Raw genomic sequence first — 14,639 nt, 5'->3', positions numbered from 1 at the left:
CTGCGGTTTTTTTTCGTCGCTTCCTCGACTTAGCAAGCCGTGCACGGGTTTTGCTGGCCGTTCAAAGCTGTTATCATCAGCGGCGCACTACAATCCTGGCGTCATTCCGACAACGTGGGTCTGACATCACGCCGGGCAACGACTCTTACTCAATGTTGTATGTAAGCTTTCGTGTGGCTTACCACTGCAATTAAGGATATGAAATGCCTGTAATTACTCTTCCTGATGGCAGCCAGCGCAGCTACGATCGCGCGGTGAGCGTGATGGATATCGCGCTGGATATCGGTCCTGGCCTGGCGAAAGCCTGTATTGCCGGACGCGTTAACGGGCAGCTGGTGGATGCGGTCGATCCCATCACCGAAGATGCCTCCGTCGCCATCATTACCGCAAAAGATGAAGCGGGTCTGGAGATCATTCGCCACTCCTGCGCGCATCTGCTGGGACACGCTATCAAACAGCTGTGGCCCAACACCAAAATGGCGATCGGTCCGGTTATCGACAACGGCTTCTACTATGATGTCGATCTCGATCATACCCTGACGCAGGAAGATATCGACGCGCTGGAAAAACGCATGCACCAGCTGGCCGAAACCAACTACGACGTGGTGAAGAAAGTCGTCAGCTGGCAGCAGGCGCGCGATGTGTTCGCCGAGCGCGGCGAGAGCTATAAAATCACCATTCTGGATGAGAACATCAGCCACGACGACCATCCTGGCCTCTATCATCACGAAGAATATGTCGACATGTGCCGCGGTCCGCACGTGCCGAACATGCGTTTCTGTCACCACTTTAAGCTGCAGAAAATCGCGGGCGCCTACTGGCGCGGCGACAGCAACAATAAAATGCTGCAGCGTATTTACGGCACCGCCTGGGCGGATAAGAAGCAGCTCAACGCCTATCTGCAGCGTCTGGAAGAGGCGGCGAAGCGCGATCACCGTAAAATCGGCAAGCAGCTCGACCTCTACCATATGCAGGAAGAGGCGCCGGGCATGGTTTTCTGGCATAATGACGGCTGGACCATCTTCCGCGAACTGGAAGTGTTCGTGCGCAGCAAGCTGAAAGAGTACCAGTACCAGGAAGTGAAAGGTCCGTTTATGATGGACCGCGTGCTGTGGGAAAAAACCGGGCACTGGGAAAACTACAAAGAGGCGATGTTCACTACCTCTTCTGAGAACCGTGAATACTGCATCAAACCGATGAACTGTCCGGGCCACGTGCAGATCTTCAATCAGGGGCTGAAGTCCTACCGCGATCTGCCGCTGCGCATGGCGGAGTTCGGCAGCTGTCACCGCAACGAGCCGTCAGGCGCGCTGCATGGCCTGATGCGCGTCCGCGGCTTCACCCAGGATGACGCCCACGTCTTCTGTACTGAAGATCAGGTGCGCGACGAAGTGAACAGCTGTATTCGCATGGTGTATGACATGTACAGCACCTTCGGCTTTGAAAAGATCGTGGTGAAGCTCTCCACGCGTCCTGAGAAGCGCATCGGCACCGATGAAATGTGGGACCGCGCGGAAGAAGATTTAGCCGCCGCGTTGAATGAAAACGAAATTCCGTTTGAATTTCAGCCCGGAGAAGGTGCATTCTACGGTCCGAAAATTGAATTCACCCTGTATGACTGTCTCGATCGCGCCTGGCAGTGCGGCACAGTTCAGCTAGACTTTTCCCTGCCAAAACGTCTGGACGCCACCTATGTGGGCGAAAACAACGATCGGCAGACGCCGGTGATGATTCACCGCGCCATTCTCGGTTCAATGGAGCGCTTTATCGGCATCCTGACCGAAGAGTTTGCCGGTTTCTTCCCGACGTGGCTGGCGCCGATGCAGGCGGTAGTGATGAATATTACCGATGCGCAGGCAGAATATGTCGACATGTTGACACGCAAATTGCAGAATGCTGGCATTCGTGTGAAAGCAGACTTGAGAAACGAGAAGATAGGCTTTAAAATCCGCGAGCACACATTACGTCGCGTCCCTTATATGCTGGTCTGCGGTGACAAAGAGGTGGAAGCTGGCAAAGTGGCCGTTCGCACCCGCCGTGGTAAAGACCTCGGGACGATGGACATCGATGTGTTTGTTGAGAAGCTGCAACAAGAGATTCGCAGCCGCAATCTTCACCAATTAGAGGAATAAGGTTATTAAAGGCGGAAAACGAGTACAACCGACGCGTCCGAATCGAATCAACGGTGAAATCCGTGCCACTGAAGTACGCTTGACTGGCGTGGATGGCGAACAGATTGGTATTGTCAGCCTTCGCGAAGCTATTGAAAAAGCTGAGGAAGCAGGTGTTGATTTAGTAGAAATCAGCCCAAACGCCGAACCGCCGGTGTGCCGTATTATGGACTACGGCAAGTTCCTTTATGAAAAAAGCAAATCTTCTAAGGAACAGAAGAAGAAGCAAAAAGTTATCCAGGTTAAGGAAATTAAATTCCGTCCTGGTACCGATGAAGGCGACTATCAGGTAAAACTCCGCAGCCTGATTCGTTTTCTGGAAGAAGGCGATAAAGCCAAGATCACGCTGCGTTTCCGCGGTCGTGAGATGGCGCACCAACAGATCGGTATTGAAGTGCTTAACCGCGTGAAAGAAGATCTGGTTGAACTGGCAGTGGTCGAATCCTTCCCATCGAAGATCGAAGGCCGCCAGATGATTATGGTGCTCGCTCCCAAGAAGAAACAGTAGGCTTTCAAGTAACAGTGACCGCGCAGCGTTCGCGCTGTGCGGTTCTTTGTTCGCCTGTCTGATTCGTTTTATTAACAATGCGAAGTGGATATTTTTAAAATGCCAAAGATTAAAACTGTACGTGGCGCGGCTAAGCGCTTCAAGAAGACCGCTTCTGGCGGCTTCAAGCGTAAGCACGCAAACCTGCGTCATATTCTGACTAAAAAATCAACTAAGCGTAAACGTCACCTGCGTCCGAAAGGCCTGGTGTCTAAAGGCGATCTGGGTCTGGTTGTTGCCTGCCTGCCGTACGCATAAGTTAACTTTTTTATAAATCTGCCCCAGGCCTTTGCGATAAGCAGAGGAGTCAGGGCATCACAGAATATTGATACAGGAGAGCTCACATGGCTCGCGTAAAACGTGGTGTAATTGCTCGCGCACGTCACAAAAAAATCTTAAAACAAGCTAAAGGCTACTACGGTGCACGTTCACGTGTATACCGCGTTGCCTTCCAGGCTGTTATCAAAGCTGGTCAGTACGCTTACCGTGACCGTCGTCAGCGTAAGCGTCAGTTCCGTCAACTGTGGATTGCGCGTATCAACGCCGCAGCGCGTCAGAACGGCATCTCTTACAGCCGTTTCATCAATGGCCTGAAAAAAGCGTCCATTGAAATTGACCGTAAGATCCTGGCTGACATCGCTGTATTCGACAAAGTGGCGTTCACCGCACTGGTCGAAAAAGCAAAATCAGCTCTGGCGTAAGTCAGATGAAAAAGGGAGCTTGCTCCCTTTTTTATTGCCTGTAACTCAAGCAAAAGATTGACATTTTCACCGCAGGGCTTTTCAATAGTGCCCTCAGAATCACAGCAAGGTAACGCAAGCATGCATGCTGCTATTTTCCGTTTCTTTTTTTACTTTAGCGCCTGACACTCAGGGGCTTTTGCGCATAGAAAAGAAACGAAAAATCGCGCCGAAAGCCTCCCTCGTGGAGGCTTTCGTGTTTCTGGCGAAGCATATTGGACGGATACGTCCCAACGAGAACTGACCAGCCCGGCTGGAAGAAGAGGAAACCATGTCCCAACTCGCAGAACTGGTGGCCCGCGCCACGGCCGCTATCGACGAGGCGACGGATATCGCCACCCTTGACGCGGTGCGCGTCGAATATACCGGCAAAAAAGGCCACCTGACGCAGCTGATGACCACGCTGCGCGAGCTGCCGCCGGAAGAGCGTCCGGCCGCTGGCGCGGTGATCAACGAGGCGAAGCAGCAGGTGCAGGAGCGTCTTAACGCGCGCAAAGAGACGCTGGAGTCCGCCGCGCTCAACGCGCGCCTCGCCGCCGAAACCATCGACGTCTCCCTGCCGGGGCGCCGCACGGAAAACGGCGGGCTGCATCCGGTGACGCGCACCATCGATCGCATCGAAAACTTCTTCGGCGAGCTGGGTTTCGCGGTGGTGACCGGTCCGGAAATCGAAGATGACTACCATAACTTCGACGCGCTCAATATTCCGGGCCATCATCCGGCGCGCGCCGATCACGACACCTTCTGGTTCGACGCCACGCGTCTGCTGCGCACTCAGACCTCTGGCGTGCAGATCCGCACCATGAAAAATCAGCAGCCGCCGATCCGCATCATCGCGCCGGGCCGCGTCTACCGTAACGATTACGATCAGACCCATACCCCGATGTTCCACCAGATGGAAGGGCTGATCGTCGACAAGAACATCAGCTTCACCAATCTGAAAGGCACGCTGCACGACTTCCTGCGCAACTTCTTTGAAGAAGATTTGCAGGTTCGCTTCCGTCCATCCTACTTCCCGTTTACCGAACCCTCAGCGGAAGTGGACGTGATGGGTAAAAACGGCAAGTGGCTGGAAGTGCTGGGCTGCGGCATGGTGCATCCGAACGTATTGCGCAACGTCGGCATCGATCCGGAAATTTACTCCGGCTTCGCCTTCGGTATGGGCATGGAGCGTCTCACCATGTTGCGCTACGGCGTGAGCGATCTGCGCGCCTTCTTCGAAAATGATTTACGTTTCCTCAAACAATTTAAATAAGGGCAGGTTATCCAATGAAATTCAGTGAACTCTGGTTACGCGAATGGGTAAACCCGGCTCTGGACAGCGCTGCGCTCTCTGAACAGATCACCATGGCCGGTCTGGAAGTGGACGGCGTGGAGCCGGTTGCCGGCGCGTTTCATGGCGTAGTGGTCGGTGAAGTGGTGGAGTGCGGCCAGCACCCGAACGCGGATAAACTGCGCGTCACCAAAATCAACGTCGGCGGCGATCGCCTGCTCGATATCGTCTGCGGCGCGCCAAACTGCCGTCAGGGTCTCAAGGTCGCCGTCGCCACCGTCGGCGCCGTGCTGCCGGGCGATTTTAAAATCAAAGCGGCGAAGCTGCGCGGCGAGCCGTCGGAAGGGATGCTCTGCTCCTTCTCCGAGCTGGGCATTTCCGACGATCACAGCGGCATTATCGAGCTGCCGGCCGATGCGCCGATTGGCGCGGATATCCGCGACTACCTGAAGCTCGATGACAACACCATCGAGATCAGCGTCACACCGAACCGCGCCGACTGCCTCGGCATTATCGGCGTGGCGCGCGACGTGGCGGTGCTGAACGGCCTGCCGCTTACCGCGCCGGCCATCGAGCCAGTGCCCGCCGCGATCGGCGACACCTTCCCCATCCGCGTCGACGCCACTGACGCCTGCCCGCGCTACCTGGGCCGGGTGGTGAAAGGCATCAACGTTAAAGCCGCAACGCCGCTCTGGATGCGCGAAAAGCTGCGCCGCTGCGGCATCCGCTCTATCGATCCGGTGGTGGATATCACCAACTACGTACTGCTTGAGCTGGGCCAGCCGATGCACGCCTTCGACCTCGACCGCATCGACGGCGGCATCGTGGTGCGCATGGCGAAAGAGGGCGAAGCCCTGACGCTGCTCGACGGCAGCGAAGCGACGCTCAGCAGCGACACGCTGGTGATCGCCGATCATCATAAGGCGCTGGCGATGGGCGGCATCTTTGGCGGCGAGCACTCTGGCGTCAATGAAGAGACGCAGAACATCCTGTTCGAGTGCGCTTATTTTGACCCGCTGGCGATCACCGGTCGCGCACGCCGTCACGGCCTGCACACCGACGCCTCGCACCGCTACGAGCGCGGCGTCGATCCGGCGCTGCAGCACAAAGCTATCGAGCGCGCCACGCAGCTGCTGCTGGATATCTGCGGCGGCCAGGCCGGTCCGGTTATCGATCAGACGCACGCGGCCACGCTGCCGGCGCGCACCACCATCACGCTGCGCCGCGAGAAGCTGGATCGCCTGATTGGCCATGTGGTGGCCGACGAGCAGGTGACCGACATTCTGACGCGCCTCGGCTGCGAGGTGACGCTGGGCGAGGGCGAGTGGAAAGCGGTGGCGCCGAGCTGGCGCTTCGACATGGCGATTGAAGAGGATCTGATTGAAGAGGTCGCGCGCGTCTACGGCTATAACAACATCCCGGACGTGCCGGTGCAGGCAGGCCTGGTGATGACCCAACACCGCGAAGCGGATCTCTCGCTGAAGCGCGCCAAAACCCTGCTGGTGGATAAAGGCTATCAGGAAGCGATCACCTACAGCTTCGTCGACCCGAAGATTCAGCAGCTGCTGCATCCGGGCGAAGAGGCGCTGATCCTGCCGAGCCCAATCTCCAGCGAGATGTCGGCGATGCGCCTGTCGCTGTGGACCGGCCTGCTGAGTGCCGTGGTCTACAACCAGAACCGCCAGCAGAGCCGCGTGCGCCTGTTTGAGAGTGGTCTGCGCTTTGTGCCTGATACCCAGGCGGATTTGGGCATCCGTCAGGATCTTATGCTGGCGGGCGTGCTGAGCGGCAACCGCAGTGAAGAGCACTGGGATCTGGCGCGTCAGGCGGTTGACTTCTATGATTTAAAAGGCGATTTAGAATCGCTGCTCGATTTAACCGGCAAACTGGACGATATCCGTTTCCGTGCCGAAGCCAATCCGGCGCTGCATCCGGGGCAGAGCGCGGCAATTTATTTGCAGGACGAGCGAATCGGATTTATCGGGGTGGTTCATCCTGAGCTGGAACGTAAGCTGGATCTCAACGGTCGCACCTTAGTCTTTGAACTGCTTTGGAATAAGGTCGCAGACCGCGTCCTGCCTGATGCGCGCGAGATTTCACGCTTCCCGGCGAACCGTCGTGATATCGCCGTTGTGGTGGCGGAAAACGTCCCCGCAGCAGATATCATCGCCGAGTGTAAGAAAGTTGGCGTAAATCAGGTAGTTGGCGTAAACTTGTTTGACGTGTACCGCGGTAAGGGTGTTGAAGAGGGTTTCAAGAGCCTCGCCATCAGCCTGATTTTGCAGGATACCAGCCGGACACTCGAAGAAGAGGAGATTGCCGCGACCGTTGGCAAATGCGTTGCGGCATTAAAAGAGCGATTCCAGGCAACCTTGAGGGATTGAACCTATGGCGCTTACAAAAGCTGAAATGTCAGAGTACCTGTTTGAGAAGCTTGGGCTGAGCAAACGCGACGCGAAAGAGCTGGTGGAGCTGTTTTTTGAAGAGGTTCGCCGCGCTCTGGAGAATGGCGAGCAGGTAAAACTGTCTGGGTTTGGTAATTTCGACCTGCGCGATAAAAATCAGCGTCCAGGCAGAAATCCAAAAACGGGGGAAGATATTCCAATTACCGCGCGCCGCGTGGTGACGTTCCGCCCGGGTCAGAAGCTGAAAAGCCGCGTCGAAAACGCTTCTCCGAAAGATAACGACTGACCGATTTCAGTGTTCTAAAAAGGCCGCTTATGCGGCCTTTTTCATTGATGCGCGCGGGCGCATTTTTCGCCGTTCTCCCCGTTCCCTCCACAGTGTCAGCATTTCGTAAGCATCTGGAAAAAGAGCTGAAAATCGGCACGCGCCGATAGTGACGCGCGCAACGCTTTTGTTATAACTGCGCCGACAGATAACAAGAGGTGACTCAAATGAAAAAAACTGCACTGCTTTTAAGCGTCCTGTTGGGGATGCCGCTGCTGGCGAGCGCCAATGCGCCGCATCACAACAACGCACCGGGCGTCAGCGTCCATATCGGCGACCGCGATCATCGCGGCTACTACTGGGACGGCTTTGACTGGCGCGCGCCGACCTGGTGGAAAGCGCACCATGGCCGCAACGTCGGGCTGAAAGGGCCGCACGGCTACTGGAACGGTAACGGCTGGCAGGCGCAGCGCCCGGGCCACGACAAACCCGCAGCGAAGCGCGACAGTGCGCCGCGTCACGACGCCCAGGCGCATAACGATCGCGAGCCGGTGCCGCCGCGTCCTGACCACGGTTGATCTCCCGTGCGGCGCCCCTCGGCGCCGCCTACGCCAGCCTTTCTTTTTTCGCCAATCTCTCTACAATCAAATCTCTGTTTTCTCAGCGAATCCTCAATTATGTCCTTGCTGGAGCAGCTTGCTCATCAGGCGGATCGTCGCAGCCAACGCGCGATAGCGGCGTTGAGCCTTCTCTTGCTGGCCCTGATTATTCTCAGCCTGTGCGCGGGCGACAGCTGGATTGCGCCGTCGCGGTGGCTCAGCGACAGCGGCCAGCTCTTCGTCTGGCAGCTGCGCCTGCCGCGCACGCTGGCGGTGGTGCTGGTCGGCGCGGCGCTGGCGGTGTGCGGTGTGGTCATGCAGGCCTTGTTTACCAATCCGCTGGCGGAACCCGGCCTGCTCGGCGTTTCTAACGGCGCGGGCGTCGGGCTGGTGCTGGGCGTGCTCTTCGGCAGCGGCTCGCTCTGGAGTCTGAGCCTGGCGGCGATGGCCGGCGCGCTGCTGATGACCCTGATCCTGCTCTATTTTGCGCACCGTCAGCTCTCGATCACGCGCCTGCTGCTGACCGGCGTGGCGCTGGGCATTATCTGCAGCGCTATCATGACCTGGGCGGTCTACTTCAGCACCAGCCTCGATCTGCGCCAGCTGATGTACTGGATGATGGGCGGCTTTAGCGGCATCGACTGGCGCTACGGCTGGATGATGCTGGCGCTGCTGCCCGTGACCGGCGGGCTGATCGCCACCGCACGCGTGCTGAACCTGCTGGCGCTGGGCGAAACCTCGGCGCGGCAGCTCGGCCTGCCGCTTTTTTTCTGGCGCAATATTCTGGTGCTGGCGATGGGCTGGCTGGTGGGCGTCAGCGTCGCCATGGCGGGCGCCATCGGCTTTGTTGGCCTGGTGATCCCGCACCTGCTGCGGCTGAGCGGCATCAGCGACCACCGCTATCTGCTGCCCGCCTCGGCGCTGGCGGGTGCCGGCGTGCTGCTGGCGGCCGACATCCTTGCGCGCCTGGCGCTGACCGCGGCGGAACTGCCCATTGGCGTGGTGACCGCCACGCTGGGCGCGCCGCTGTTTATTGCGCTGTTAGTTAAATCAACGCGCTAGCTGCGGCTGGCGTATCTGCATCCACGACAGGAGAGTGCTATGAGCCTTTATCAAACCGAACTGACCACCATCGACGGCGAAAAAACCACGCTGGAAGCGTGGCAGGGCAAGGTGCTGCTGGTGGTGAACGTCGCCTCAAAGTGCGGCCTGACGCCGCAGTATGAGCAGCTGGAGGCGCTGCAGCAGCGCTATCAGGCGCAGGGTTTCAGCGTGCTCGGCTTTCCCTGCAACCAGTTCCTCGAGCAGGAGCCCGGCAGCAATAGCGAAATCAAAACCTTTTGCAGCACTACCTACGGCGTCTCGTTTCCGCTGCTGGCCAAAGGGGACGTCAACGGTGAAGCGCGCCATCCGCTCTATGCCCAGCTGATCGCGGCGCAGCCAGAGGCGCTGCGTCCGGAAGGCAGCGGCTTCTATGAGCGCATGGCAAGCAAAGGCCGCGCGCCGAAAGCGCCAGGCGATATTCTGTGGAACTTCGAGAAGTTCCTTATCGATCGTCAGGGCAACGTGGTGCAACGCTTTGCGCCGGATATGACGCCGGACGACGCCCTGATCCAGCAGAGCATTGAGCAGGCGCTGGCGCAGTAAAAGATGCTGAGCCTTAAGGACGCCGCCGTTCCGGGACGGCTGGCGTCATTCTCCGCCGAGGTGGCCACCGGCACGCTGCTGCATCTGGTCGGGCCGAACGGCGCCGGCAAAAGCAGCCTGCTGGCCCTGATGGCGGGCCTGCTGCCGGGCGAAGGGGAGATCCGTCTGTGCGCGCGTCCGCTGAGCGCCTGGCGTGCTCCGGCGCTGGCGCGGGCGCGCGCCTGGCTGCCGCAGCAGGTCGCGCCGGGCTTTATGCCGGTCTATCACTACCTGCGTCTGCATCTGGGCGACGCGCCGCCGGACGCGTCGGTGGCCGCGCTGCTCGAGCAACTGCAGCTGCAGGACAAACTGGCACGCCCGCTGACCCAGCTGTCGGGCGGCGAATGGCAGCGCGTCAGGCTGGCGGCGGTGCTGGCCCAGATCGATCCGTCGCGTAATCCCGACGCCCGCGTGCTGCTGCTGGACGAACCGATGACGGGGCTGGATATCGCGCAGCAGCAGGCGGTTCACGCTCTGATCGTCGAACGCTGTCGCGCCGGGATTGCCGTAATTGCCAGCAGCCACGATCTCAACCACACGCTGCGCCACGCCGACAGCGTCTGGCTGATGGCGCAGGGCAGAGTCGTCGCGCAGGGCGCGGCAGAGGCGATCATGACGCCAGCGCGCCTCAGCGACCTCTACGCCATTCCTTTCCGCCAGCTGGAGCTGGATGGCCGACCGCTGCTGACTGCGCAGCCCTGACGGGCACCGCTTGCCAGGCCGCGCGCCTGACGCTAGAGTGTGGCCGTTGCGACTAACGGAGAGTGTGCGCGGATGCGGATGGGCGTGTTATTACTGGTGCTAATACTGGCAGGATGCAGCAGCCATCGCGCGCCGCCGGTGAACGGGCGGCTGTCGGACAGCATTATGGTGGTGGCGCAGCTCAACGAGCAGCTGGGTCAGTGGCGCGGCACGCCCTATCGCTACGGCGGCATGAGCCGCGGCGGCGTCGACTGCTCCGGTTTCGTCTATCTCACTATGCGCGACAAATTCGACCTGCAGCTGCCGCGCAGCACACGGGCGCAAAGCGACATCGGCACGCGCATCAGCAAGGCGGATCTGCAGCCGGGCGATCTGGTATTTTTCAAAACCGGCGCGGGGGAAAACGGCCTGCACGTCGGCATCTACGACAGCGACAACGCCTTTATTCACGCCTCGACCAGCCAGGGCGTCATACGCTCCTCGCTGGACAATCAGTACTGGCGCAAAGCGTTCTGGCAGGCGCGCCGTATTTAAGCCAAATGCGCGCGCGGCCCTGACGCCGGCGGGAAAATAAAGGCGCAAAAAATGCGCCGCAGGATAACTCTTATTTAAAATGGCACTTTACGCTGCTGAAAAATAATTATATCAATAGGGCGAGTCGTTAATATCAGGGTAAACGCTATTTCACGCCATCGTTATTTGGCTTAGGGATCTAAGGCAGCGGCCAAAGCGCAATTTAACGGCAAAGATGTCCATCTCTTCCCGCGTTTGGTGCTATTGCCTGCCCGATTTCGATGATATACGATGCGCCAGTCGCCACTTTATCTGGCTGTAAAAATGAAAGTTCATATATCGGCCGACTATCAGTCGGAAATTTGGTTTTATCCCGCCTGCACAATAAGCGGGCAGCTGGTGGCCGTAGAGCTGGTCAGCCAGTTTGTGCACGACACGGCGCCGGTGACCCTGCCGCAGGACTTGCTGTTGCCGCAGCTCAATGAAACGCAGAGGCTGCGCCTGCTGCAGCGCCAGATTGCCTTACTGGAACAGCATTACGCCTTTTTTGATGAAAACCAGGTTCTGGCTTTTATGCGCATTGACGAACATCTGGCGCAAACGCTGCTGGCAAGCGAATTACTGATACGCAAAATTAAGCAGCTGCCGTTTTTATTACTCGATCTCAGCGAAACGTTTCCGCAGCTTTTAAACGGCGTAAATGACCCGCTAATATCCGCGCTAAAACAACAGTTCCGTTTATCATTATCGCATTTCGGCGCGGGCAAATCCTCGACCCGCGCGGTCTACGATAATCTGTTTGACTGCATTAAACTGGATAAAACCTTTATTCAGGCGCTGGCGAAACGCGCCTCTTTCCAGCCCTTTATTCAAAGCATCATCGATAACTTTCGCAGCCATACGCAGCTGATGATTATTTGCGGCATTGACGACCGCAATCTGCTGGATAAAATCGCCACGCTGCCGGACGCCGTGATGCAGGGCGCGCTTTTTCCGCCGGTCAAAGCCGAGGCGCTCAACCGCCTGATCGCGCGCGAATGCTGCGCGCCTGACTAAGCCCGCCTGTTGTAATCGCCTGCCCGCCACTATACTTGGCGCTATCCCGCCGTAGCGCGTCTGCGCGGGACGATCCCTGTCCTGTTTTCACAACGACGACGGCCCTGAACGCCACTGGCCGCCGCTCGGGAGAGTCTATGCTGTTTGATAATAGCTGGCAGCGCGAGCTGCCGGGTTGCTATACCCCTCAGTCGCCGACCGCGCTTCAGGGCGGACGCCTGTTCTACCACAACGCGCCGCTGGCGCAGGCCCTTAACCTTGATGCAGCACTGTTTGCCGGCGACGGTCACGGCGTCTGGCACGGCGCCGCGCTGCTGCCCGGCATGCAGCCGCTGGCGCAGGTTTACAGCGGACATCAGTTCGGCGTCTGGGCTGGCCAGCTGGGCGACGGCCGCGGCATTTTGCTCGGCGAACAGCGTCTCTCTGCCAGCAGCAAGGTGGACTGGCACCTCAAAGGCGCAGGGCTGACCCCTTACTCGCGCATGGGCGACGGACGCGCGGTGGTGCGCTCGACGGTGCGGGAATTTCTCGCCTCGGAGGCGCTGCATCACCTTGGCATTCCCACGACGCGTGCCCTCGCCATCGCCATCGGCGACGAGCCGGTCTATCGCGAAACCCCGGAGCGCGGTGCCACCCTGATGCGCATCGCTGAAAGCCATCTGCGCTTCGGCCATTTCGAGCATTTTTTCTATAACCAGCAGCAGGAAAAGGTCACGCAGCTGGCGGACTATGCGCTGCGCCATCACTGGCCGCAGCTGGTCGACGAGGCGGATAAATATCTTTTATGGTTTACCGACGTGGTGGAGCGCACCGCGCGTCTGATTGCCCAGTGGCAGAGCGTTGGCTTCGCGCACGGCGTGATGAATACCGATAACATGTCGCTGCTGGGACTCACTATCGACTACGGCCCTTACGGCTTCCTCGACGACTATCAGCCCGGCTTTATCTGCAACCACAGCGACTATCAGGGACGCTATAGCTTCGAAAATCAGCCGATGATCGGTTTGTGGAATTTGAACCGGCTGGCGCATGCGCTCTCCGGCCTGCTGAGCGTCGATCAGCTCAAACAGGCGCTGAGCCACTATGAGCCGGCTTTGATGCAGGAGTGGGGCGAGCGCATGCGGGCGAAGCTGGGCTTCACCCAGGCCGACAGCGGCGATAACGCGCTGCTGGTGGATCTGCTGGCGCTGATGGCGCAGGAGCGCAGCGACTATACCCTGACGTTCCGCCTGCTGAGCGAGACGGAGCAGGCAGAGGCGCGTTCGCCGCTGCGCGACGAATTTATCGATCGCAACGCGTTTGACGGCTGGTATCAGCGCTATCGTGCGCGATTGCAGCAGGAGGGCGTCAGCGACGCGGCGCGGCAGCAGGCAATGAAGGCGGTCAATCCGGCGCTGGTGCTGCGTAACTATCTGGCGCAGCAGGCGATCGACGGCGCGGAGCAAGGGGAAAGCGGGGCGCTGGCGAGGCTACATCAGGCGCTGCAGCAGCCGTTTAGCGACGAAACGGCCGCTGAGTATCGTCAGCGGCCGCCGGACTGGGGAAAAACGCTGGAGGTGAGCTGCTCCAGCTAGCGGCTCAGAAACGGCTATTTACCGCCTCGGCCAGCAGCGCCAGCACCGCTTCGCTGTCCTGCCAGCCGAGGCAGGGATCGGTAATCGACTGGCCGTAAACCAGCGGCTCGCCCGCGGCCACCTTCTGATTGCCCTCTTCGATAAAGCTTTCGATCATCACCCCCGCCACCGCGCGTGAGCCGGCGCGGATCTGCTGCGCCACCTCTGCCGCCACCTCTTTCTGACGACGATGCTGCTTCAGGCAGTTGCCGTGGCTGAAGTCGATCACCAGCTGTTCCGGCAGGCTGAACTCGCGCAGGCTGGCGCCGGCGGCGGCCACGTCGTCGGCGTGGTAGTTTGGCGCCTTGCCGCCGCGCAGAATAACGTGACCGTGCGGGTTGCCGCTGGTCTGATAGATGGTCATCTGACCGGTTTTGTCCGGCGAGAGAAACATATGGCTGGCGCGCGCGGCGCGGATCGCATCCACCGCAATGCGCACGTTGCCGTCGGTGCCGTTTTTAAAGCCCACCGGACAGGAGAGCGCAGAGGCCATCTCGCGGTGGATCTGACTCTCGGTGGTGCGCGCGCCAATGGCGCCCCAGCTGATCAGGTCGGCGATAAACTGGCCGGTGACCATATCGAGGAATTCCGTCGCGGTGGGCAGCCCAAGGCGGTTGATGTCGAGCAGGATCTGGCGCGCCAGGCCGATGCCGCGGTTGACGTTAAAGCTGCCGTCCAGATCGGGATCGGAGATCAGGCCTTTCCAGCCCACGACGGTGCGCGGCTTCTCAAAATAGGTGCGCATCACGATTTCCAGGCGGTCGGCGTAGCGTTCGCGCAGCGTGTTGAGCCGCTGCGCGTAGTCCAGCGCCGCGCGCGGATCGTGCAGCGAGCAGGGGCCGACAATGACCAGCAGACGCGCGTCTTCGCCGGTCAAAATACGGGCGATGCGCTGACGCGCCCGGGTAACGTTCTCCGCCACGTCGGCGGAAAGGGGATGTTCAGCGGCTAACGCGGCAGGCGTGATCAGGCTGCCGATGCGTGCCGTACGCAGTTCATCAGTTTTGTTCATGAGGATCTCGAAAGCTTTTCTTCGCAGCGGTGACATACCGGGAAGTGATGGTGATCA

Annotated in this window: 16 protein-coding genes; 15 read left to right on the top strand and 1 reads right to left on the bottom strand. The window is 59.2% G+C overall.

Going from position 1 to position 14,639, the window contains the following annotated elements; translation table 11 throughout:
- Positions 1-203: 203 nt before the first annotated feature.
- The 15 genes from thrS (at position 204) to MC269_RS10135 (ending at position 13,531) form a co-directional block, all read left to right on the top strand.
- On the top strand, positions 204-2,132 hold the full coding sequence (thrS, locus tag MC269_RS10205; protein WP_081137299.1) for a threonine--tRNA ligase: 1,929 nt from the start codon (positions 204-206) through the stop codon (positions 2,130-2,132).
- Positions 2,133-2,136: 4 nt separating this feature from the next.
- Positions 2,137-2,679: a translation initiation factor IF-3 gene (gene infC / locus MC269_RS10200; protein WP_081137301.1), complete on the top strand. Its 543-nt coding sequence runs from the start codon at positions 2,137-2,139 to the stop codon at positions 2,677-2,679.
- A gap of 99 nt (positions 2,680-2,778) precedes the next feature.
- Positions 2,779-2,976: a 50S ribosomal protein L35 gene (rpmI, locus tag MC269_RS10195; RefSeq protein WP_081137701.1), complete on the top strand. Its 198-nt coding sequence runs from the start codon at positions 2,779-2,781 to the stop codon at positions 2,974-2,976.
- A gap of 86 nt (positions 2,977-3,062) precedes the next feature.
- On the top strand, positions 3,063-3,419 hold the full coding sequence (gene rplT, locus MC269_RS10190; RefSeq protein ID WP_010616241.1) for a 50S ribosomal protein L20: 357 nt from the start codon (positions 3,063-3,065) through the stop codon (positions 3,417-3,419).
- Positions 3,420-3,539: 120 nt separating this feature from the next.
- Entirely contained in the window at positions 3,540-3,584 is a 45-nt protein-coding gene (gene pheM / locus MC269_RS10185; protein WP_121626058.1) for a pheST operon leader peptide PheM, read from the top strand.
- Positions 3,585-3,729: 145 nt separating this feature from the next.
- Positions 3,730-4,713, top strand: a complete 984-nt coding sequence (pheS, locus tag MC269_RS10180; RefSeq protein WP_239952306.1) for a phenylalanine--tRNA ligase subunit alpha — start codon at positions 3,730-3,732, stop codon at positions 4,711-4,713.
- Between the two features lie 14 nt (positions 4,714-4,727).
- Positions 4,728-7,115: a phenylalanine--tRNA ligase subunit beta gene (pheT, locus tag MC269_RS10175; RefSeq protein ID WP_239952305.1), complete on the top strand. Its 2,388-nt coding sequence runs from the start codon at positions 4,728-4,730 to the stop codon at positions 7,113-7,115.
- Positions 7,116-7,119: 4 nt separating this feature from the next.
- Entirely contained in the window at positions 7,120-7,422 is a 303-nt protein-coding gene (gene ihfA / locus MC269_RS10170; protein WP_033747517.1) for an integration host factor subunit alpha, read from the top strand.
- Between the two features lie 206 nt (positions 7,423-7,628).
- The gene (locus MC269_RS10165; protein WP_239952304.1) at positions 7,629-7,979 is read left to right on the top strand and encodes a DUF2502 domain-containing protein; all 351 of its coding nucleotides are present in this window, start codon (positions 7,629-7,631) and stop codon (positions 7,977-7,979) included.
- A gap of 99 nt (positions 7,980-8,078) precedes the next feature.
- Complete coding sequence (gene btuC / locus MC269_RS10160; protein WP_239952303.1) at positions 8,079-9,062, top strand: vitamin B12 ABC transporter permease BtuC; 984 nt, start codon at positions 8,079-8,081, stop codon at positions 9,060-9,062.
- Between the two features lie 39 nt (positions 9,063-9,101).
- A complete protein-coding gene (locus MC269_RS10155) occupies positions 9,102-9,647 on the top strand; it encodes a glutathione peroxidase (RefSeq protein WP_239952302.1) in 546 nt (181 codons plus the stop codon).
- Positions 9,648-9,650: 3 nt separating this feature from the next.
- Entirely contained in the window at positions 9,651-10,388 is a 738-nt protein-coding gene (gene btuD / locus MC269_RS10150) for a vitamin B12 ABC transporter ATP-binding protein BtuD (RefSeq protein ID WP_239952301.1), read from the top strand.
- 72 nt (positions 10,389-10,460) lie between these two features.
- The gene (locus MC269_RS10145; protein ID WP_081137315.1) at positions 10,461-10,922 is read left to right on the top strand and encodes a C40 family peptidase; all 462 of its coding nucleotides are present in this window, start codon (positions 10,461-10,463) and stop codon (positions 10,920-10,922) included.
- Positions 10,923-11,225: 303 nt separating this feature from the next.
- Complete coding sequence (locus MC269_RS10140) at positions 11,226-11,957, top strand: EAL domain-containing protein (RefSeq protein WP_239952300.1); 732 nt, start codon at positions 11,226-11,228, stop codon at positions 11,955-11,957.
- 137 nt (positions 11,958-12,094) lie between these two features.
- Positions 12,095-13,531, top strand: a complete 1,437-nt coding sequence (locus tag MC269_RS10135; protein WP_239952299.1) for a YdiU family protein — start codon at positions 12,095-12,097, stop codon at positions 13,529-13,531.
- A 4-nt stretch (positions 13,532-13,535) separates the two neighbouring features.
- On the opposite strand, the gene MC269_RS10130 is transcribed toward MC269_RS10135, so the two are convergent.
- Positions 13,536-14,582: a 3-deoxy-7-phosphoheptulonate synthase gene (locus MC269_RS10130; protein ID WP_239952298.1), complete on the bottom strand. Its 1,047-nt coding sequence runs from the start codon at positions 14,580-14,582 to the stop codon at positions 13,536-13,538.
- Positions 14,583-14,639: the final 57 nt, after the last annotated feature.

The sequence above is a fragment of the Pantoea sp. Z09 genome (assembly GCF_022394795.1).
Classification (GTDB): Bacteria; Pseudomonadota; Gammaproteobacteria; order Enterobacterales; family Enterobacteriaceae; genus Pantoea; species Pantoea latae.
Note: the sequence above shows the minus strand (reverse complement) of the source record. Positions and strands in the feature narration are given on the sequence as shown.